Origin of the sequence: Brevundimonas sp. SORGH_AS_0993 (assembly GCF_030818545.1) — a bacterium.
Classification (GTDB): domain Bacteria; phylum Pseudomonadota; class Alphaproteobacteria; order Caulobacterales; family Caulobacteraceae; genus Brevundimonas.
This window is the reverse complement of sequence record NZ_JAUTAH010000001.1, coordinates 2,388,786-2,409,186: the sequence shown is the minus strand read 5'-3', so window position 1 is coordinate 2,409,186 and position 20,401 is coordinate 2,388,786. Positions and strand designations below refer to the sequence as shown.

At 68.1% G+C, this 20,401-nt stretch carries 20 protein-coding genes and 1 pseudogene; 13 read left to right on the top strand and 8 right to left on the bottom strand.

The features are described from left to right. From QE389_RS11940 to QE389_RS11930, 3 genes are read left to right on the top strand one after another with little or no spacing between them, the layout of a single operon-like run. Positions 1–1,050 (top strand): aldo/keto reductase, encoded by a 1,050-nt coding sequence (locus QE389_RS11940; protein WP_307367567.1) that lies wholly within the window; start codon positions 1–3, stop codon positions 1,048–1,050. Further along, positions 1,047–2,021 carry a D-glycerate dehydrogenase gene (locus QE389_RS11935; RefSeq protein ID WP_307367565.1) on the top strand — a complete coding sequence of 325 codons (975 nt, stop codon included), beginning with the start codon at positions 1,047–1,049 and terminating at the stop codon, positions 2,019–2,021. The genes QE389_RS11940 and QE389_RS11935 overlap by 4 nt, the downstream gene beginning before the upstream one ends. A gap of 7 nt (positions 2,022–2,028) precedes the next feature. Then, positions 2,029–2,805 (top strand): AAA family ATPase, encoded by a 777-nt coding sequence (locus tag QE389_RS11930; protein WP_307367563.1) that lies wholly within the window; start codon positions 2,029–2,031, stop codon positions 2,803–2,805. 52 nt (positions 2,806–2,857) lie between these two features. Here the strand turns inward: QE389_RS11930 and QE389_RS11925 are convergent, their stop codons facing one another. From QE389_RS11925 to QE389_RS11905, 5 genes are all read right to left on the bottom strand, one after another. Further along, positions 2,858–3,412 carry a hypothetical protein gene (locus tag QE389_RS11925; protein ID WP_307367561.1) on the bottom strand — a complete coding sequence of 185 codons (555 nt, stop codon included), beginning with the start codon at positions 3,410–3,412 and terminating at the stop codon, positions 2,858–2,860. A 258-nt stretch (positions 3,413–3,670) separates the two neighbouring features. Beyond that, positions 3,671–6,841: a TonB-dependent receptor gene (locus tag QE389_RS11920; RefSeq protein ID WP_307367559.1), complete on the bottom strand. Its 3,171-nt coding sequence runs from the start codon at positions 6,839–6,841 to the stop codon at positions 3,671–3,673. 59 nt (positions 6,842–6,900) lie between these two features. After that, a complete protein-coding gene (locus tag QE389_RS11915; protein WP_373458312.1) occupies positions 6,901–7,908 on the bottom strand; it encodes a FecR domain-containing protein in 1,008 nt (335 codons plus the stop codon). Beyond that, positions 7,905–8,405, bottom strand: coding sequence for an RNA polymerase sigma factor (locus QE389_RS11910; protein ID WP_307367555.1), 501 nt, complete (start codon positions 8,403–8,405; stop codon positions 7,905–7,907). Before QE389_RS11910 ends, QE389_RS11915 begins: the two co-directional genes overlap by 4 nt. Before the next feature lie 135 nt (positions 8,406–8,540). Next, positions 8,541–10,724 carry a malate synthase G gene (locus tag QE389_RS11905; protein ID WP_307367553.1) on the bottom strand — a complete coding sequence of 728 codons (2,184 nt, stop codon included), beginning with the start codon at positions 10,722–10,724 and terminating at the stop codon, positions 8,541–8,543. Between the two features lie 164 nt (positions 10,725–10,888). Between QE389_RS11905 and QE389_RS11900 the strand changes: the two genes are divergently transcribed. Both QE389_RS11900 and QE389_RS11895 read left to right on the top strand, forming a co-directional pair. Next, positions 10,889–11,566 carry a DUF1345 domain-containing protein gene (locus QE389_RS11900; RefSeq protein ID WP_307367551.1) on the top strand — a complete coding sequence of 226 codons (678 nt, stop codon included), beginning with the start codon at positions 10,889–10,891 and terminating at the stop codon, positions 11,564–11,566. A gap of 115 nt (positions 11,567–11,681) precedes the next feature. Then, positions 11,682–12,056, top strand: coding sequence for a hypothetical protein (locus tag QE389_RS11895; protein WP_307367549.1), 375 nt, complete (start codon positions 11,682–11,684; stop codon positions 12,054–12,056). Positions 12,057–12,077: 21 nt separating this feature from the next. Here the strand turns inward: QE389_RS11895 and QE389_RS11890 are convergent, their stop codons facing one another. After that, complete coding sequence (locus QE389_RS11890) at positions 12,078–12,224, bottom strand: hypothetical protein (protein ID WP_307367547.1); 147 nt, start codon at positions 12,222–12,224, stop codon at positions 12,078–12,080. A gap of 202 nt (positions 12,225–12,426) precedes the next feature. Here QE389_RS11890 and QE389_RS11885 point away from each other — a divergent pair, with 202 nt between their 5' ends. The 3 genes from QE389_RS11885 to QE389_RS11875 all read left to right on the top strand — a co-directional run bounded on the left by QE389_RS11885 (position 12,427) and on the right by QE389_RS11875 (position 15,824). Next, a complete protein-coding gene (locus tag QE389_RS11885) occupies positions 12,427–14,058 on the top strand; it encodes a peptide chain release factor 3 (protein WP_307367545.1) in 1,632 nt (543 codons plus the stop codon). Positions 14,059–14,137: 79 nt separating this feature from the next. Continuing rightward, positions 14,138–14,482, top strand: coding sequence for a hypothetical protein (locus QE389_RS11880; RefSeq protein ID WP_307367543.1), 345 nt, complete (start codon positions 14,138–14,140; stop codon positions 14,480–14,482). A 121-nt stretch (positions 14,483–14,603) separates the two neighbouring features. Next, complete coding sequence (locus QE389_RS11875; RefSeq protein ID WP_307367541.1) at positions 14,604–15,824, top strand: hypothetical protein; 1,221 nt, start codon at positions 14,604–14,606, stop codon at positions 15,822–15,824. 8 nt (positions 15,825–15,832) lie between these two features. On the opposite strand, the gene QE389_RS11870 is transcribed toward QE389_RS11875, so the two are convergent. Continuing rightward, positions 15,833–16,726 carry a LysR family transcriptional regulator gene (locus QE389_RS11870; RefSeq protein ID WP_307367539.1) on the bottom strand — a complete coding sequence of 298 codons (894 nt, stop codon included), beginning with the start codon at positions 16,724–16,726 and terminating at the stop codon, positions 15,833–15,835. Positions 16,727–16,822: 96 nt separating this feature from the next. On the opposite strand from QE389_RS11870, the gene QE389_RS11865 reads away from it, so the two are divergent. Beyond that, a complete protein-coding gene (locus QE389_RS11865; protein ID WP_307367537.1) occupies positions 16,823–17,452 on the top strand; it encodes an NADPH-dependent F420 reductase in 630 nt (209 codons plus the stop codon). A gap of 20 nt (positions 17,453–17,472) precedes the next feature. Here the strand turns inward: QE389_RS11865 and cysQ are convergent. After that, a pseudogene (gene cysQ / locus QE389_RS11860) lies at positions 17,473–18,301 on the bottom strand (3'(2'),5'-bisphosphate nucleotidase CysQ). A 96-nt stretch (positions 18,302–18,397) separates the two neighbouring features. Between cysQ and QE389_RS11855 the strand changes: the two are divergent. The 4 genes from QE389_RS11855 (at position 18,398) to QE389_RS11840 (ending at position 20,395) form a co-directional block, all read left to right on the top strand. After that, positions 18,398–18,790: a hypothetical protein gene (locus tag QE389_RS11855; RefSeq protein ID WP_307367535.1), complete on the top strand. Its 393-nt coding sequence runs from the start codon at positions 18,398–18,400 to the stop codon at positions 18,788–18,790. Beyond that, positions 18,747–19,115, top strand: coding sequence for a histidine phosphotransferase family protein (locus QE389_RS11850; RefSeq protein ID WP_307369066.1), 369 nt, complete (start codon positions 18,747–18,749; stop codon positions 19,113–19,115). Before QE389_RS11855 ends, QE389_RS11850 begins: the two co-directional genes overlap by 44 nt. 90 nt (positions 19,116–19,205) lie before the next feature. Then, positions 19,206–19,583, top strand: a complete 378-nt coding sequence (locus QE389_RS11845; RefSeq protein ID WP_307367533.1) for a response regulator — start codon at positions 19,206–19,208, stop codon at positions 19,581–19,583. Then, positions 19,580–20,395 carry a protein-glutamate O-methyltransferase CheR gene (locus tag QE389_RS11840; protein ID WP_307367530.1) on the top strand — a complete coding sequence of 272 codons (816 nt, stop codon included), beginning with the start codon at positions 19,580–19,582 and terminating at the stop codon, positions 20,393–20,395. The genes QE389_RS11845 and QE389_RS11840 overlap by 4 nt, the downstream gene beginning before the upstream one ends. Positions 20,396–20,401 lie beyond the last annotated feature (6 nt).

Here is a 20,401-nt window from a genome sequence, read left to right as displayed (position 1 = left end):
ATGACCCTTCCCACCCGCCCGCTGGGGCAGACAGAGTTGCGGCTGACCGAACTGGGCTTCGGCGCGGCGTCGCTTGGCAACCTCAACCGGCGCATCGACGATGCCACCGGACGGGCCGCGATCGACGATGCGATCGCGGCAGGAATTCGCTTCGTCGACACCGCCCCCTTCTACGGACGGGGGCTGAGCGAACGGCGCGTCGGCGATGCGCTGCGGGAAGCGGATCGTGGGGTCGTCCTGTCCACCAAGGTCGGACGCCTGCTGACGCCCGATGCCTCGGCGACAGCGCAGGAGGCGCGCGACGGCTTTCTCTCGCCGATGCCGTTCCGGGTCGAGTACGACTATAGCCGCGACGGCATCCTGCGCGCCTTCGAAGCGAGCCTGCACCGCCTCGGGCTGGACCGGATCGACATGGTGTTCGTCCACGACATCGGCCGGAAGGTGCTGGGCGACGCGCACGATCGCCACTGGGCCGAACTGACGACGGGCGGCGGGTTCGCCGCGCTGGAGTCGTTGCGCGACCAGGGAGCGATAGCCGCCTTCGGACTGGGCGTGAACGAAGTCGAGGTCTGCCTCGACGCGATCCGCGTCGCGCCGGTCGACGTGCTGCTGCTCGCCAATCGATACACGCTGCTCGAACAGACGCCGCTCGACGAACTGTTTCCGCTGTGCGCGCAGCGTCAGGTCTCGGTCGTCGCCGGCGCGCCCTATAACAGCGGCATCCTGGCGACCGGGACGCGCGGGGGCGGCGCGCCCTTTTACGATTACGGCCCCGCGCCCGACGCGGTCGTCGCGCGGGTGCGGCGGATCGAAGCCGTTGCCGACGACTGGCAAGTACCGCTGGCGGCCGCCGCGCTGCAATTCCCGCTCGCTCATCCCTGCGTCGCCAGCGTCCTGCCCGGCATCGGTGATCCGCGAAGGCTGGCCCAGACGCTGGACCTGTACCGTCACCCGATACCCGAGGGCTTCTGGCAGGCGCTGGTGGCGGAGGGCCTGCTGCGAAGCGACGCCCCCGTGCCGACGACGCGCGACGAGGCGGTTCGGGCATGACCGCCGCGCATCCCTCCATCCGCGTGACGCGCCGGCTGCCGGCGAAGGTCGAAGGCGTGCTGGCCGAGCGGCTGGGCGCACGGCTGAACCCGGACGATGCGCCGCTTGATCGCTACGAACTGGCCGACGCCATGCGAAACGCCGATATCCTGGTGCCGACGATCACCGACCGGATCGACGCGGAGCTGCTGAAGGCGCCCGGCAATCGGGTGCGGCTGATCGCCAACTACGGCGCCGGCGTCGACCACATCGACCTGGTCGCGGCGCGCGCCGCCGGGATCGCCGTCACCAACACGCCCGACGCCCTGACCGAGGCGACGGCGGAACTGGCCATCCTCTTGATGCTGATGGCGGCGCGCCGCGCGGGCGAGGGCGAACGCGAGGTGCGCGCCGGAGCCTGGACAGGCTGGCGTCCCACCCACCTGATCGGAAACGGACTGCACGGCCGCGTCCTCGCGCTGGTCGGCTTCGGCCGCATCGCGCAAGCCACGGCCGCGAAGGCGCGGGGGCTGGGCATGACGATCCGCTATGTCAGTCGCTCGCCGGTCGATCCGGCGGTGCGGGCGCGGCTGGCCGCGGAACCGGCCGACACGCTCGTCGATCTGGTCCGCGACGCCGACGTGGTGTCGCTGCATACGCCCGGCGGCGCGGCGACGCGCCACATGATCGACCGAAACCTGCTGCGGGCGATGCAGCCCCACGCGGTGCTGGTCAACACGGCGCGCGGGTCGGTGATCGACGAGGCCGCACTCGTGGAAGCGCTCGACGCCGGGTGGATCGGGGCTGCCGCCCTGGATGTCTATGCGGAAGAGCCGGCGGTGCATCCCGGATTGCTTGCCCATCCGCGCTCGGTCCTGCTGCCGCATCTGGGCAGCGCCACGATCGAGGCGCGGGTTGCGATGGGAATGCAGGCCATCGCCAATATCGACGCCTTCCTGTCCGGCAAGGCGCTGCCCAACCATGTCGCCTGACGACCGTTTGATCGCCGCGATCCAGGCGGCGGCGCAGCAGCGCCCCGACCGTCCGCTGGTGGTGGGAATTTGCGGCGCGCAGGGCAGCGGAAAATCGACGCTGGCGGCCCGCCTCGCCCAGCGTCTGGACCGGGCCGCCACGCTCTCGCTCGACGATCTCTACCTCACCCGGGCGGAACGCGAGCGACTGGCCCGGGATGTCCATCCGCTGCTGCGCACACGCGGGGCGCCGGGCACCCACGACATCGACCTGGGCCTGTCCGTGATGGCCGCGCTGGATCGCGGCGCCACGGTTCATCTGCCCCGCTTCGACAAGGCGACCGACGACCGGCGGCCGGAATCGTCATGGCCGACGGCGCCGGCGAACGCCGGCGTCTTGCTGTTCGAGGGATGGTGCGTCGGCGCGCGGCCGCAGGACGACGAGGCCCTGGTCCAGCCGGTCAATACGCTGGAGCGGCAAGAGGACCGCGACGGGGTATGGCGACGGTATGTAAACGCCATGCTGGCCGGGCCTTACCGCGCCCTGTTCGAGCGGATCGACCTCCTCGTCCTCCTCGCCGCACCCGGCTGGAACGTCGTGTACGACTGGCGGCTCGAACAGGAAGAGGCGTTGCGCCACAGCGGCGCGCCCGGCGACGCGATCATGACCGCAGCCGAAGTCGGCCGGTTCATCAGCCATTACGAGCGCGTGACACGTCACATATTGGCGGAAATGCCGCAGAGAGCGGATATCGTCATGGCTCTGGACGCCCATCGGCATTGCCTGTCGATCGACCGGCCCTGACCGCATCCGTCCCCTTTCAGCTCTGGGGGCTGAGCCTAAGGCGGTCGCCTTGTCAGCGTGACCTCGACAATGGCGGAGCGTTCCACGTCACGACCTCGACACAGCGATGCGGGCTTCCCGTATAGCGATCACTCAAGCAATCGCTCATAGCCAAACGAAGCGCATCCTCCACGCCTGCATCAGAGGACTTGAAAAACCAGTTGTGGACCTCGTCCGTGTCGTCATCAACCAGATATTCAACCACTATGGCAGTGGGCCTTTGCCCGCCAGTCAGTCTAATGAGGCACTTCTTGTCTTTTGCGACCTTTTCGCACTCGCGCAGTGCATCTTCTTGCGCATCGATGTCCGTATGCTCGGAGAATCCTACGCCCCACTCCTTTCCGGAATCCGTCGCGGCAAAGGCTGAGTGCATATAAGGAATGTACGGGCTAAAGCGAAAAGGTCCTTGAGCCGAGTTCTGTGGTTGAGATTGCTGTTGCTGGTATCCCAGTCTATTTTGTTCAGCCTGAAACTGTTGTTGTTGCTGTTGTTGAACTCTGTCCTGGCCCAGCGCATGGGTGCTTAACGCCGCGCAACCGACCGCGATCAAAACAAGACCGGCTTTCATCGATAGCCTCCTTAACAAAATCAAGACTCGACACCAGGCGCGACGACGAGATTCAGCAGACGTCTCAAAGCAAGACCATCGCATGGTATCCGCCAAGCGATTCATTCGGCAAGGAGGGCGCGAACCGTGCCGTGGGCGGCGCGCCTGTTGGTACGGCGTCTGGCCGTCGATGGCGGTATTGACCACCAGCTAGGGCTTCGTGCGTGAAGAAGCCACGCCGACCTTCGGTCGTCTGCTCGCCCCTGACGCGCGCCGAGTTCAGAACGCCTTGCTGATCTCTACGAACCAGAATCGGCCACGCGGATTGTGCAGGCTGGAGTAGAAACCGAACAGTTGGTTGGCCAGCGGCGGCGCCTTGTCCTCCAGATTGTTGACACCGACACGGAAGGACGTTCCCGACAACGGCCCGGCCTCGACCGCATAGCGGACAGCCGTGTTGACCGTCGTCCAGGACCCAACCGGATAGTTGAGGGCCGAGGTGTCATAAAGCCCGGACAGGCTCACTGTGCTTAGCGAGGCCAGCCAAGGCCCGGAGGTCCAGAGCGCCGTGGCGGACGCGCGCGTGCGCGGGTTGCCGTTGAGCCGGATTTGCGAACCGCCAGACGCCGTCGACAGCCCGGCCGCGACCAGGGCCGCCGCCTCCGGAGAGGGCGCCTGGTAGAATTTGTCGAAGACGGACAGGTCCGCGTTCAGGCGGAAGTCCCCCCACCGCTCGGTTGGCCAGAGATAGGTGACGGCGATGTCGGTCGCCTCGACCGTGCGGGTATTGAGGTTCTGGAAGATCGCCTGAACGGACGTCACCTGATTGGCGGCGTTTCGCGTGACCAGGGGATTGGACGCCCCCCGCTCCAGACGCTGGATCGCGTCCAGATTGATCTGATCCTGGGTGCTCAGGATTCCGACCAACCCCGTCTGTTCGATCCGCCACCGGTCGACCGTCACGGTCAGGTTCTTGAGCGGAGTCAGGACAACGCCGGCCGTCAGGGTCTTGCTGTCTTCCGCCTTCAGCTGGTCGTTGCCGGAGCGCACCTCGCTGACGTCGGCCCGGAAGCCGGCGCAGGCCGACCGATTGATGGCTGCGATCGTGGTCGCCCCCTGGGCCAGGGCGCAGCGATAGAGGTCGGTCTGATTCTGCTGCACCCGGGTCGCGGGCGCGGCATTGATCTGTTCCAGATTGGGCGCCCGGAAGGCTTCGGAATAGGCGGCCCTCAACTTCAGGGCGTCCGTCACGGCCCAGTTGACGGCGATCTTGGGCTTGAGGACGGCGTCTCCCGTGTCGGAATAGCGTTCAAGCCGCGCGGCGCCTTGCAGTTCGAAGCTTTTCACCAAGGGCACACCGTCTTCGGGACGCACGATCCCGGCGCGAAGCTCCGCATAGGCCGAGACGACGTTGCGGTCGCCGTGCGTGTCGAGGGTCTGGCTGGTTCCCACCACGTCGCTGGTCCGCCCGCCCGACGGCGTGACATAGGCGACGGAGCCGTTCACCCGAGGATCCCGATAGTCGTCGTAGCTTTCGTACCGCCACTCGGCGCCTGCCGCCACGCCGATGTCGCGGCCGAACAGGGCGAAGGCCGTGGGATTGGACAGTTCCGCAGTCAGCAGCCCGAGCTTTGTGACACTGCGCCGCGTCACGTCGATCCGCAGGGGGTCCGTGACCGAAGCCGGATTCCAACTGCTGTCGCCCACGCGCGGCGCGCCCAGATCGCCGCCGTTAAAGGGATTATAGGCGGTATTGGGATTGCTGCTCGACAGAGCGGCCTGAAGGGCGGTGTTGCTGACGCGGTTGTGTTCGGTGTCGGTCGTGCGCGCGCGGCTCCAGACGCCGCTGGTTTCCCAGCGCCAATCGCCCACGCGCCCCTTGAGGCCCAGCACGCCTCGGTACTGCTGATTGTCGACGTCGAAGTTGCGGTCGCCGACATCCAGAATATTGTAGCCCACGAGCGTCACATCCTGGGCGGGTCCGGTATAGCCCGCCAGGCGTCCGGGCCCGGAACCGAAGGGATTGAAGGGGTTGTCGCGCGACACCACCAGGGTGGCGTCGTTGAGCAGCGTGCTGCCGCCCCGCCCGGCCCAGGCGCTGGCCTGATAGTAGAGCAGATCCCCGAACAGAGACACGTCGGACGTCAGGTCGTGGGCCAGCGTGGCCATAACGCTGCCGCGCGAGGTGCGCGGAATCATCGTCCGCGCCCGACCTTCATCCGTCCTGAGCGCGGAGGGCAGCGTGGCGCTGCCGCCGTTCAGACAGACACCGGCCGGGGACAGGTTGGCGCGCGACCCGCTCAGCGCGCAGGGTTGGACGAAGAAGGTCGTGAACACCGCCCCCAGACCCGTGATCGGCGTCGAGACCCGCCCGGTCGCCCAGGGCGATTGACTCTGTGTGCGATTGAAATAGCCGGCGTAGGCGCTGTCGACGCGGTCGCTCAAGTCGTCCGTCGCGGCATAGGATCGGTCCGTTGCGGGCATGTCCGTGTTGTGGAAGACCTCGCCGAAGACGGCCACATGGGTGCGGTCGCCGTTGAGACGGGTTCCGACCTTGAAGGTCACGCTGTCCTCGGCGAAATTCGTCCCCTCCGAAAACCCGTACCGCCCCGTGACCTGGGCGCCCTCATAGTGACGATCGATGACGAAGTTGATCACGCCCGCCGTGGCGTCCGATCCATAAAGCGCGCTCGCCCCGTCGCGCAGAACCTCGACACGGCGCAGGGCGGAGGTCGGAATGGCGTTCAGATTGACGATCTGAACCGGAATGGCGCCGTTTTCCTGCTGGCTGGTCGGATGCATGACCATACGGCGCCCATCGAGCAGGACGAGCGTGTTGCCGCTGCCCAGGCCGCGCAGATTGGCGGACGCCACGTCCCCGCGCGCGTTGTTGGGCCCCTGCACGCCGCTGTTGAACGCCTGTGCGCCGCTCTGAGCCAGCCGGCCGACCAATTCGCCGGCGCTGGCCACGCCCTGGGCTTCGAGCTGCTCCTGACCCAGCACCGTCACCGGCGAGGCGCCGACGGGATCAGCGCCGACGATCTTGCTGCCCACTACGACCACTTCATCCACGGTCGCGGCCTCTTGCACGGGCGCCAAGGCTTCGGAAGCCGCCGCCGTCTCCGCCGATGCGGACGTCGGCGCGACGGCAGGCGTGATAACCAGGGCCCGCCCGGCGACCTGCGCCTTGAGGCCGGACCCGCCGAGAAGCTGGGTCAGGGCGCGTTCGATCTCGTATCGTCCCTTGAGACTTCCGGCGCGCTTGTCCGCCACCAGGGCGGGATCGAAGAGAACTTCCCGGCCCGCTTGCCGGGCGAACTGGGTCAAGGCGCCGGCGAGCGGTTGGGCCGGAATGTCGAACGCCGCCTGGGCGCGCTCGGCGACGGCAGGCGTGACGATAAGAGTGCTGGCCAGGCCAGCGAGCGCAAAGGCGCGTGCGTCGAACGTCATCTGTCGATCCCCCGAAAACAATGACAAGCGAAAGAAAGACGCCGTTCGCTGGATGCTCCTCATCCCGACCGTGAATTATTTTCGTGTTTTTTGCGCTCGATACGGACCGATCCCTCGGCCCGCACCACGCGGACGGGTTGGCTCAAGGGCAGGGCCCGCAGAAAGTCGGAACTCTCTCCGACATCGAACACTCCGCTGATCCGCAGGCGTTCAAGGTTCGGCTCGGCCACCAGAATGGGCGTCTTGCGATAGCGGTTGATCTCGGCCACCGCCTCCCCCAGCGTGACGCCGTCGAAGGTCAGACGCCCTTCGCGCCAGTCGCCCGCAACCGGGCCGCCGCGCTGGAGGACGAGACCGCTGGCCTTCAAGTCGGCGCTCTGCCCCGCCGTCACGGCCGCCAGAGCCGTGGATTGGGCGTCGGACAGTTTGATCCGCCCTTCCGACACGGCCACGCGGAGCCGTCCAGGATCCAGACGGACGTTGAACGAGGTGCCCACGGCCGTGACCTGGTGGTCGGCCGCCGTGACGACGAAGGGCCGATCCGGGTTTCGGGCGACATCGAACCAGGCTTCGCCCGCGATCAGGCGCAGGCCGCGACGCCGGGGGCGATAGTCCACCGCCAGCACGGTCGCGGTGTTCAGCGTCGCCTGGGACCCGTCGGCCAGGGTGACGACCGCCCGTTCGCCCACCCCGGTCCGATAGACCTGCACTTCCGGGGGCGGCGGGACCAGCCGCGAGGCGCCGAACATAACGATCCCGCTCAGGGTCAGCAGCAAGGCGGCGGCGACGGCCCACCGGGCGGGCGCCCCCCACAGGCGTCGCCCTGGAGCGCCATGCGCCTGCAGCGCGGCCTGGCGCATCTCGCATATGGCGCTGTCCGCCGCCACGGCGTCGGCGGCGTCCCAGGTCCGGGCCACTTCATCCAGCGCCGCCCGGCGCGCCGGATCCGCCGCCAGCCATGTCTCCAGACGCTGCGCCTCAAGACGCGACAAAGGCCCTGCGACTCTCTTGAGATGCCAGACGGCGGCCTGATCAAGGGCGTCTGCGCTAGGTTCGATGGATTTCATCGCTCATCTCTCAGACGGGTCAGATGAGCCAGCGCCCGCATCATGTGCTTCTCGACGGCGCTGACCGACAGACCGAGCCGCCCCGCGATCTCCCTGTAGGTGAGATCCTCGTACCGATTGAGCACGAAGACGAAACGGGTTTTCTCGGGCAGTTCCAGCAGCCCGCGAACGACTGTGTCGATCTCTTCTCGCGCCAGATAGATGCGTTCAGGCGACCGATCGTCCAGGGTCGCCGTCCATGGCTCGACCGCCCCCAGTTGCGGTATGCGTCGCCCTTCGCGGCGAAAGGTGTCGGCCAGCACACTGTTGGCGATGGCGAACACATAGCCTTCCCAATTGCCCACCGCCTCCGCCTCGGTGCGGCGCGTAAGGCGAAGAAAGACCTCCTGAACCAGGTCCTCCACATCCGCGCCACGGCGCACCCGGGCGCCGAAATAGCGCGCGAGCGGGCCGCCGAGCCGACGGGCCAGATCGTCGATGTCAGCCGGCTGGGCCACGGCCTTCGGTCCGAAAACAGGCATGCGCTTGAATGACGCCGTCGGGCGTGACCTCCTCACATCCTTCGCGGATTCTTTTTGCCGAGCCGACAAAAGCGTGGCGGGCGGGGTCTGTGTTCGGGTCGCCTCGGGTCGTCAGGCCGGATAGGCCGCCTTGGCCTTTTGCCGCCAGGCGTGCAGCAGGGGCTCGGTATAGCCGTTCGGCTGGACGACCCCGTCGAACACCAGGGCGCGGGCGGCCTGGAAGGCCAGGTTGGCGTCGGGGCCCGTGTCGGGGCCGGCGTCGGGGTCGGGCGCCATGGGTTGATACAGGGGATCGCCCGCGTTCTGGGCGTCCACCTTGGCCGCCATCCGCAGCAGGGCCGCCTCGACCTGATCGGCGGTGCAGACGCCGTGCAGAAGCCAGTTGGCCATGTGCTGCGAACTGATCCTCAGCGTCGCCCGATCCTCCATGAGCCCGATGTCGTGGATGTCGGGCACCTTGGAACAGCCGACTCCCTGGTCGATCCAGCGCACAACGTAGCCCAACAAGCCCTGGGCGTTGTTGTCCAGTTCGGCCGCCACCTCGGCCTCGGACCAGTTGACGCGGTTCGCCAAGGGCGGGGTCAGCAGATCGTCCAGCCCCGGCGTCGGCCGCGCCGCCACCTCGGCCTGAACCGCAAATACGTCCACGGCGTGATAGTGCAGGGCGTGCAGGGTCGCCGCCGTCGGCGAGGGCGTCCAGGCGGTGTTGGCGCCGGTCTTCGGATGGCCGATCTTCTGCTCCAGCATGTCGGCCATCCGGTCGGGTGCGGCCCACATCCCCTTTCCGATCTGAGCCCGGCCGGACAGGCCGCATTTCAGACCGATGGCGACGTTCCTGGCCTCATAGGCGGCGATCCAGGCGGTGGACTTGATGTCGGCTTTTCTGACCACCGGCCCGGCCTGCATGGCGGTGTGGATCTCGTCGCCGGTCCGATCCAGGAATCCGGTGTTGATGAAGACGATCCGGTCCTTCACCGCGTGAATACAGGCCGCCAGATTGGCCGAGGTGCGCCGTTCCTCGTCCATCACCCCGACCTTGATCGTGTGGCGCGCCAGGCCCAGCAGGTCCTCCACCGCATCGAACAGCCGGTCGGTGAAGGCGGCCTCTTGCGGGCCGTGCATCTTGGGTTTGACGATATAGACGGAACCCGTCGCGCTGTTGCCGAATCCGCCCCCCTCCCGGCTTTTCAGACCCTTGAGGTCGTAAAGGGCGATCAGGCTGGTCACGACGGCGTCCAGGATACCCTCGGGCGCCTGCGATCCGTCCGCCAGGCGGATGGCCGGCGTGGTCATCAGATGGCCGACGTTGCGCACGAACAGCAGAGACCGCCCCTTCAGCGTCACCGGCGACCCGTTCGCCCCGGTCCAGGTCCGATCCGGCTCAAGCGCGCGTGTCAGGGTCTTGCCGCCCTTCTGGAAGCTTGCCGACAGGTCGCCCTTCATCAGGCCCAACCAGTTGCGATAGGCGGCGACCTTGTCGGCGGCGTCCACGGCCGCGACCGAATCCTCCAGATCGACGATGGTGGACAAGGCCGATTCCAGAACCACGTCCGCCTGGCCAGACAAGTCCTCGCGCCCGACCGGATGGGTCCGGTCGATCACCAGTTCTATATGAAGGCCGTTGTTCTTCAGAAGAATGGACGTGGGCGCCGCCGCCTCGCCCGCGAAACCGACGAACTGGGCCGGATCCTTCAGGGCCGGCGAGAGGGCGCCGTCGATCACCGACCAGCCGGCCACATCCGCATGGGATCCTTCCGCCAGGGGCGCGGCCTGATCCAGAAAGGCCTTGGCCCGGGCCACGACGCGCGCGCCGCGCGCGGGATCATAGCCGCCGCCCTTCGGCGGATCGCCCAGGGCGTCGGTGCCGTAGAGGGCGTCATACAGACTGCCCCAGCGCGCATTGGCGGCATTCAGCAGAAAGCGGGCGTTCAGCACGGGCACGACCAGTTGCGGCCCGGCCATTTGGGCGATCTCCTCGTCCACTCCGGTCGTGCCGACCGTGAACGGCGCCGGTTCCTCGACCAGATAGCCGATCTCGCGCAGGAAGGCGGTCGAGGCGGCCGTGTCATAGGGCTGGCCCCTGCGGGCGCGATGCCAGTCGTCGATCCGGGCCTGCATCCGGTCGCGCGTAGCCAGAAGGGCGCGGTTCTCGGGCGCGAACCGTTCGAACAGGGCCGCCGTCCCGGACCAGAAGGCCGGCGCCGCCAGCCGCAGCCCCGGAAGCACCTCCCCTTCGATCAGGGCGATCAGTTCGCCCGCGACCTTCAGCCCGGCGCGATCTTGATGGGTCGTCATGGCGGCCTTTCCGGACCCGAAGCCGGGTCCCTGTAACAATGCGTGATCAGCTAAGCCAAGGCCGCGTCCGTTCGCAAGGGTCACGTTGCGTCATCTACCCCTCTTTTCGCAAACCGGCGCAGGGGGCGGCTTGCGGCGGCGCGATCCGGCGTCATGATCGCGCCATGACGCACCGCCGCCTCCTCACGCGATCCGTGGCCCGATCCCTGATGCTGCATGGTCCGATCGTGGCGGCCGTCCTGCTGACGCTGATCACCGTCCTGTTCGCCCCTCTCTCGGGCGACTGGCTGAACCGGATCGCCATCGGCTGGGACGTGGGGGCCGCGACCTTCATCCTGGCGACGCTGTGGCGCATGGCCCGCGCCCAGGATGTGAACGCCATCCGCCGTCGCGCCGCCGCCCTGGACCAGGCAGGTCGCCTGATCCTGCCCCTCAGCCTGATGGCGGCCGTCGCCAGCATCGTGGTGGTGATCGGCGAGGCGGTGCGCGGCCAGGGCGCGCCGGTCGTCGAGGGTCTGCTGTCCCTGCTGACGGTCGGCTTGTCCTGGACCTTCGTTCACCTGCTGTTTGCGGTCCACTACGCCCACGACTTCTATCGTCCCGGCGACGGGAGAAAGGACCACGGCGGCCTGATCTTTCCGGGCGAGAGCCAGCCCGACTACTGGGACTTCCTGCATTTTTCGCTGATCATCGGCGTGGCGTCCCAGACCGCCGACGTGCAGATCGCCGACCGCCGGATGCGCCGCCTGTCCAGCATCCACAGCCTGACGGCCTTCACCTTCAATACGGTGATCCTGGCCCTGACGGTCAATCTGATGGTCGGACTGCTGGGCAAGGGATGAACGAACCGGCCGGCCAGTGAGGATTGCTTAACCGCGTCCGTGAACGGGACTGCAAGCGCCGGCGCCTAATGTGGGCTCAAGGACGACATCGCGTCCACCGTTGAGTTCCTCGCCCATGCTGTTTCTCCTGAACGACGTCGTGTTCGACCTGGACGAGGCCTGCCCGGTCACGCCCGCCGATGCGCGCCGGTTCGAAAAGCTGGACTTCGACTATGTGCTGGAGCTGGGCTGCGAACTGTTCGCCGAAGACCCGTTGATGCACCGCAACGATCCCGAGCGGGCGCGCCGCCTGGCGTGGCTGATCGCTGACCGCAGCCCGGAAGTGAACGCGGCCCTGTTCGCCGCCCCCGCCGCCGCCTGCGATCCCGACCTGGTCGAGCCGCGTTTCTGCGCCCTGCCCGCCGCGGTCATTCACCAGCTTCAGGCCAAGGGCCGTCGCCTCAACGCCGTCGCCGCCGACCGCGCCGTCTGGAACCGCCTGGCCGCCTGACAGGCGGCCGCCGGTCCTGCTTTACATCACCCCGTTGAAGACGACGTGCACCAGCGTCGCCACGGCGATGATGAAGCCGAAACCGATCACGAGGCCCAACGCCGGATGCAACGGCCGCCCGTCGCGGCGCGTGTGGGCGACACGGTCCTGAGGATGGATCACAGCCATCGTTCGTTTCCTTTCCCTGTGGTCTCCCGGTCGCCCTGAGGATCCAGGTCGCCGGGGCCGGCGTCGGGCTCTGACGGCCCGATCGTCTCGACGACGGCAGCATGACTCCAATAGCCCCTCATGGCGAGGGGTTATTTGATCCGCGCAAAATCGTGACTTTGGCGGCGGTCCGGGGTAGTCGCGCGGCCCGAGGATCGAAAACATGTCCAGCCTGACCCTGCCCGAAGAGGCGGCGCGCCGCCGCACCTTCGCCATCATCGCCCACCCGGATGCGGGCAAGACGACCCTGACCGAGCATATCCTGCTGGCGGGCGGCGCCATTCGCGCGGCCGGGGCCGTGCGGGCGCGGGGCGAAAACCGACGCACGCGCTCGGACTGGATGAAGATCGAGAAGGAGCGCGGCATCTCGGTCAGCGCCTCGGTCATGACGTTCGAACACGACGGCAAGATGTTCAACCTGCTCGATACGCCGGGGCACGAGGATTTCTCCGAAGACACCTATCGCACCCTGACCGCCGCCGACTGCGCCATCATGGTGCTGGACGCCGCCAAGGGGATCGAGCCCCAGACACTGAAGCTGTTCGAGGTGTGCCGCCTGCGCGACATTCCGATCATCACCTTCATCAACAAGCTTGACCGCGAGGCCCAGGACCCGATGGCCCTCCTGGACGACATCGCCTCGCGCCTGCAGCTGGACCCGGCGCCGATCTGGTGGCCGGCCGAGAGCGGCAGTCGTCTGCGCGGCATGGTCGAGGTCGGGACCGGCCGGTTCCAGCCCTACGCGCGCAAGGTCGCCGGATCGGATGAGGACCCGGATCACCCGGCCGCCCTGCCGCTGGATCAGGCGGCGCAGTATTTCGAGGCGGGCGAGCAGGACGCCCTGGCCGAGTCTGTCGAACTGGTCGAGGGCGGCTATCCGGCCTTCGACCGTCAGGCCTTTCTGGAGGGGCATCTGACGCCCGTGCTGTGGGGCTCGGCCCTGCGCCACTTCGGCATCGACGAACTGCTGAAGGCCATCGGCGACTGGGCCCCTGCGCCTAAGGTCATGAAGGCCAGGAAGGAATCACCGCCCGAGACCCGCAACGCCCCCGCGCCCGTCGAGACCGTGGTCGAGCCGGGTGCCGACGAAGTCACCGGCTTCGTCTTCAAGGTCCAGGCCAATATGGACCCCAACCACCGCGACCGGATCGCCATGTTCCGCATGGCAAGCGGCGCCTTCAAGCGCGGCATGAAGCTGAAGGTGCAGAACACGGGCAAGTCCCTGTCGGTGAACGCCCCTATCATGTTCTTCGCCTCGGACCGGGAACTGGCCGACGACGCCTTCGCCGGCGACGTGATCGGCATTCCGAACCACGGAGTGCTGCGCGTCGGCGACAGTCTGTCGGAGAGCGGCGTGGTGCGGTTCGCCGGCCTGCCGAACTTCGCGCCGGAAATCCTGCAACGGGTGCGGGTCAAGGATCCGCTGAAGGCCAAGCACCTGAAGAAGGCGCTGGAAGGTCTGGCCGAGGAGGGCGTGACCCAGTTGTTCCGGCCCGAGATCGGGGCGGACTTCATCGTCGGCGCGGTGGGCCAGTTGCAGTTCGAGGTCATGGCCGACCGCCTGGGCGAGGAATACGGGCTGGACGTCGTGTTCGAACCCAGCCCCTACGCCGAGGCCCGCTGGATCGGGGGAGAGGCCGCCGATCTGGAGGACTTCATGGGAAAATACCGCCCCCAGATGGCCCGCGACATCGACCAGGCCCCCGTCTTCCTGGCCAAGTCGAGCTGGGAGACCGGCTATGTCGGCGAACGTTTCCCCAGGATCGCCTTCACCAAGACCAAGGAGCGCGGCTGACGTCGCCGTGCCGCCTTCCCTTGGCCGCGCGACGGCGCCATGGTTGGCGAAGGTCGGGCGCAGAGGCGCCAGAGAGACGATGATCGCACTGTTCACCCTGTCCAGCCTGGCTTTGGCGCTGCAGGCCGCGCCCAGCGTCGGCCTGACCTCCTATGAGGAGGCGGTGCGTTGCGCGGGCCTGACCCAGGCGGCGTCCGAGTTGGAGGGCGGCGAGAGCCGTCAGGGGCGCGCCCTCTATGACGCGGCCCTGTACTGGTCGCTGGCGGCGATGCAGGCCGGGAGCGCCTCGGGCCGTTCGTCCCAGGCCGCAGAGGCCGATCAGACCCGCGCCCGCATCGCCGCCGTCCGCCAGTTCAGCGCCGACGCCCGCGCCGCGCGCGCCGCGCTTCAGGCCTGTCGGCGCCGGACGCCCAATCTGGGATGACCGCCCCGACCTGACGAATCTGTCGATAAGGCCAAGTCGAACCGACGCAGCGGCGCTGCGTTTGCAAGGCGAATGCGAGGGGACGCCGGCCGTCCCGAAGCGGGATGAAAAGGTTCAGGGCATGTTCGAATTCGGCCGTGATCTTCGCAAACTCTTCGCCCAGGCGCGGGAGAGCGAGGACCTGGGCTGGCTCGAACTGATCGGCGTCGATCTTCTGGCCGCCGAGGCCCGGCGCGAGGCCACGGACGCCGGCCGCGTCTCCTGCGCCCGTCCCTTCGACACCGAAGTGCGCGCCGCCGCCCTGTGGCGCGAACACGCCCGACGCAGCGGCGCGGTCGACAGTCTGGACCGCGCGGATCGCTGCGCCCACAGCCTGATCCGCAACGCCCAGGGCGACGACCAGGCGGCCCGCGCCGCCGGCGCCGGCGCCCTGGCCCTGATGCTGCGGTTCGACCTGTGCGGCGACCCGGCTCATCTGGACCGCGCCCTGGCGGTCGTGGCGACGGCCGGTCGTCCACGGCGGTCCAGAACCGTCGCCGAGCTGGCGGCGACCCACGCCCGACTGACGGCGCGCCAGGCCCGTCTGGCCGACGATCCCAGGGCGATGATGGACGCCGCCGCCCTGATGGACGCGGCCCAGCACGGGCTGGGGCCAGAGGATGTGGACCTGCGGCTGGAGCGCGCCGCCTTCGCGCTGGAGGCCGGGGTGATCCAACGGGACAGCCGCTTGCTGGACCACGCCGGGCGCGATCTGGGCGTTCTGGTCGAGGGGACCTCGCCCGATCATCGCCCCCTGACCCGCGCGCGCGCGCTGGCCCTGTGCGGCGCCGGCCTGTCCGCCCTGGCGGCCCTGGCCGACCACGCCGAGGCCCAGGACCAGGGCCGCGCCATGTTCGACGCCGCAGCCGACCAGTTCAGCCCCGATCATAGTCCGCTGGACTGGGTCGCTATCCAGGTGCTGCGATCCGGAAGCGACGCCCTGCCGTTGATGGTGCTGAACCAGGCGGAGATGCTGACCCAGGGCCAGGGGTCGATCCTGGGCGCCCTGGCGCGCGAACGCCGTCTGGCGCGAGAGATCGACCTGGCCGAAGCCCTTGGCGATCTCGCCGGTCTGGATGTGCTGGAAGACCGGATTCACCGCCGCCTGCCGACCGCCGGCCCGCTGGACTGGGCCGCCGATCAGATCGGCCTGGCGGGCGTCGCCCTGGCGCGGCGGCGCCTGGGAGGCCCCGAACCCCGCCGTCTGAACCTGATCCTGACCGAGGCCGCCCTGACCGCCCGCGAACTGGGCGTGCCCGCCCTGGCCGAGCGGGCGGGCCGGATGCTGCTGAAGGCAGTCTGACGGACGGCCTAAACCGCCGGAAACTCGGCCCTCAGGGCCTCCACGAAACTCCGCACCTTGGCGGTCGGGCGCCGTGTGGCGGGATACAGGACATGCATCGGCCGCACCGGCCCCTCGTAGTCGGGAAGGACATGAACGAGGCGTCCTGCGGCGATCTCCGCCGTCATCACGCTTTCGGGACCTAGCGTCACGCCATACCCCTCGAGGGCGGCATGCAGCAGCGCCTTCCAGTCGTTGCTGCGAATGCGCCCCGCGGCCTTGACGGTCTCCGTGCGTTCAGCCCGCGAGAACGTCCACTGGCAGGGTATGGAAGGCGACCAGTAGGCGTAGGCCAGACAGTCGTGCCGCTCCAGATCCTTAGGCGTTTGCGGCGTTCCCCGCCGCGCCAGATAGTCGGGCGAGGCGCAGGCGATTAGGCGATAGGGCGCCAGCGGATGCGCCACGAGGCCGGCCTCGCTCACCGCTCCGATCCGGATCAGCAGATCGAAACCGTCTTCCAGCGGATCGACGAAACGGTCGTTCAGGGTCAAATCGATCTGCACCTCTGGATGCCGAGCCAGATACCGGGTGATGAAGGGCGCAAGGCGGAACGCGCCGAAGGTCATCGGGGCGTTCACCTTCAAGCATCCCCGCGGCTGGGACTGCATCTCCTGCGCCAGTGTCTCTGCGGCTTCGGCGTCGGCCAGGATCAGTTTGCAACGATCGTAGAAGGCCCTTCCCACATCGGTCAGGCTTTGACGGCGCGTGGTGCGGTGGATCAGGGCCGAGCCCAATCGATCCTCCAGAAAGACCACATGTTTCGCCACCATCTGCGGCGACATGCCCAAGGCTTCTGACACGGCGGCGAAAGAGCCGAGTTCGGCCGCCCTCACAAAGACGCCCATGCTCGTCAGTCGGTCCACAATTGCCTCGTTATAGTGGGGAGACTATTCCAATCATGGCGATTTATCGCACATTGATTGGGAATTACACCGTCTCTGGTCACAACGGAGATCGAGATGAAACTAGGTGTCATTGGAGCGGGCGTGGTGGGTCGCGCTGTGGGCGGCCTGGCTGTTCGAGCGGGTCACGAGGTCATGCTGAGCAACTCGCGGGGCCCCGAGACCTTGTTCAGCCTTCGTTACGGCCTGGGCTGTCAGGTGGGAACCGCAGAGGAGGCGGCCGCTTTCGGAGAGGTCGTCCTGATCGCCGTTCCCTTATCGGCCTACCGAAGCGTTCCTGTCGCGCCGCTGGCCGGCAAGATCGTGATCGACGCCAACAACTACTACCCGGAGCGCGACGGACGGATCTCGGCGTTGGACAGCGGCGAAGCCACGACCAGCGGCCTGTTGGCGGACCACCTGCCCGTGTCGAGGATCGTCAAGGCGTTCAACGCCGTCACCATGCATGATCTTGAACGGGATGGGCGTCCGACCGGCTCGGACGGTCGCCGCGCCCTGCCCCTGTCGGGCGACGATGCCCCGGCCAAGGCCGTCGTCGCGGGCCTCTACGATCAGTTCGGCTTCGACGCTCTGGACGCAGGCGCCCTGAACGAGGGTTGGCGCTTCGAACGCGGGACGCCCGCCTACTGCACCCCGTTCACGCTCAGCGAATTGGAGGCCGTTCTGGCGAAGACGCGGCGCGCGTGAAGCTCGACCCTGTCGCCGCCTCAGCCGCCCATGGCGACGAAGGCGCCGTTGCGGAGGCCAGGCTTGCCATAGGCCATGCGCTGGCCGTCCTCGGCCAGCATCCGCCCTCCGGCCGCCTCCAGAACCGCCTGGCCGGCGGCGGTGTCCCATTCCGAGGTCGGGCCGGTGCGGGGATAGGCGTCGAACCGCCCCTCGGCGATCAGGCAGAATTTCAGAGAGGGAATCCGTGCCCTGCCAGTGGGCGCAGCCGTGGCGGGCGGCCAGGCGCGCCGCCTCCTCGTCGCTGATGCTGTGGCTCAACAGGGCCATCCCCTCGGCCGGCCGGTCGCGCACGCGGATCGGCCGCCACTCTTCGCCCGCATGGGCCTCTCCGGCCTGCAGGGCGCCGAACTGTCGTCGGAAGGCGCCGCCGTCGGGACGGTCGCTGCGCCAGGTCGTCGCCGTGGCCGGCGCCGTGACCACGCCCGCCACCGGATAACCGGCGTGGATCAGGGCGATGTTGACGGTGAAAGCCTCGCCTCCGCGCACGAAGCCGCGCGTGCCGTCCAGCGGATCGATCAGCCAGAACCAGTCCTGGACCGCGCCTGGGACGCCGTCGGCGGCGACCGCCTCTTCCGCCACCGTCTGAACGCCGGGATACAGGGCCTCCAGCCGCTTCAGGATCAGGGCCTCCGCGGCGCGGTCGGCCTGGGTCACGGGGCTGTCGTCGGACTTGGTCTCCACCGCCGTATCGACCCGCCAGTAGGGCAGGATCAAGCGCGCGGCCTCTTCGGCGATGTCTGCGATGGCCAGGGTCAGGGCGCCGGACTTCAGCTCCTGGGCCAGACGGTCGGTGTCAGGGGTCTTCATCGGCCGCTCGATAGACCATCGCGGCGGTTCCATGAACCGGCAAATCACGTCAGGTTCGCCTGAGACACGAACTGTGACCCCAGCGCGCCAGCTACCATGATCTCGACCGACGCCGCCCCTGCCGCCCCGCTCGACCTGCCGACCGACGATCTTCTGGCCGCCGATCCGCCCGTCGCCGATCTGCCGGTTGAGGGCGCGGAACTGGCCGCCTTCATCGCCGGCAAGCTGTGCCACGATTTCATCAGCCCCTCGGGCGCCATCGTCTCGGGGCTGGATCTGATGAAGGACCCTTCGGCCCAGGACATGCGCGACGACGCCCTGGCCCTGATCGAGCAGAGCGCTCGGAAGATGGTCGCCCTGGTGCATTTCGCCCCGCGTCGCCTTCGGCGCGGCGACCACCAGCGAACGCTTCACCGCGCGCGAGCTTCAGGATCTGGTCGTGGGCATGACCGCGGGGGGGCGGGCCACGCTGGACTGGCGCATCCGTGAGCAGGAGTTCTCCAAGCCCCAGGCCCGCGCCCTGGTGAACCTGGCCTATCTGACGGTCGGCGCCCTGCCGATGGGCGGAAACGCCGTGATTCAGGCGCGCATCGAGCAAAACTGTCTGGTGCTGGACGGCGTCGCCGACGGCGCCCGCGCCCGGCTGAAGCCGGAAGCCGTCGTCGGGCTGAAGGGCGAGCGCCTGACCGACGGCCTGGCGGGCCAGTGGATCCAGCCCTACTGGCTGTGGCTGACGGCGACCCAGGCCGGCGGAACGCTGGACCTGTCGGTCGAGGAGGGCCGGATTGTCCTGACGGCGGCCCTGCCCGCCTGACCTCGTTTCCCAACGACTCGTTAACTGGGGTCTGGGATAGTAAAAGAGCCTGCGCCGGCGAAGAACGGCCTTGCCGACAGGGAGCCGAAGTTGGATTTCAGAACCTGCCTGATCGTCGACGACAGCCGGATCATCCGCAAGGTGGCGCGTCGCATCGTCGAGGGCCTGGGCTATGAGGTCGACGAGGCGGCCGACGGCGCCGAGGCTCTGTCCTACTGCACGGGCGTCATGCCCGACGTGCTTCTGATCGACTGGAACATGCCGGTGATGGACGGCCTCAGCTTTCTGCGGCGTCTGCGCGCCCTGCCCGACGGCCAGCGGCCCAAGGTCTTGTTCTGCACCATCGAAACGCGGCCCGACCGGATCGCCGAAGCCCTGGCCGCCGGCGCCGACGACTATGTGATGAAGCCCTTCGACGGGGAAATCCTGCAGTCCAAGCTGGTGGAGGTCGGAGCGATCGCCGCATGACGCCGGAAGACTTCGACAAGCTGCAGGTTCTGATGTCCACTCGCGCCGGCTATCGGCTGAAGCGGGACCGGATTCACCTGGCCGAGCATCGGCTGGGCCCGATCGCGCGCCGCGAAGGCTACGCCAATGTCGAGGCCCTGCTGGCCGGTCTGTGGGCCAATCCGGTGGCGTCTCTGGGCTGGGCGGTGATCGAGGCCCTGCTGAACGCCGAAACCTGGTTCCGACGCGACCGCGCGCCCTTCGACGTCTTCGAGAACGAGTTGCTGCCGGCCCTCGGTCGCGTGCGGCCCGACGGGATCGTGCGGGTCTGGTCGGCGGGCTGCTCCACCGGCCAGGAGGCCTGGTCCATCGCCATGTGCGGCCTGGAGACGCGCACCCAGCTTCATCTTGTCGCCACCGACCTGTCCCAGCGCGCCATCGAAAAGGCGCGCTCGGGCCTCTATACCGGCTTCGAGATTCAGCGCGGACTGAAGGCGCGGACCATGTTGCGCTGGTTCGAGCCGATGGAGGACCAGTGGATCGTCAAGGCGGAACTGGCTGACGCGGTACGGTTCGGCCGCGCCAATCTGCTGGACGAGCCGGCGGACGACGCCCGGTTCGACGTCATCTTCTGCCGCAACGTCCTGAGCGACATGGAACCGTCGCGCCGCGCGCGCGTGCTGGACGGACTGGAGCGGCGTCTGGTCGACGACGGCTGCCTGTTCCTGGGCGCGGACGAACGGCTGGAGAACGACACCGTCGCCTTCCGCGCCGTCAGCGGCCGCCAGGGTCTCTATGTGAAGACGCCCGCCAGCCTGCGCCGGGCCGCCTGACGGGCG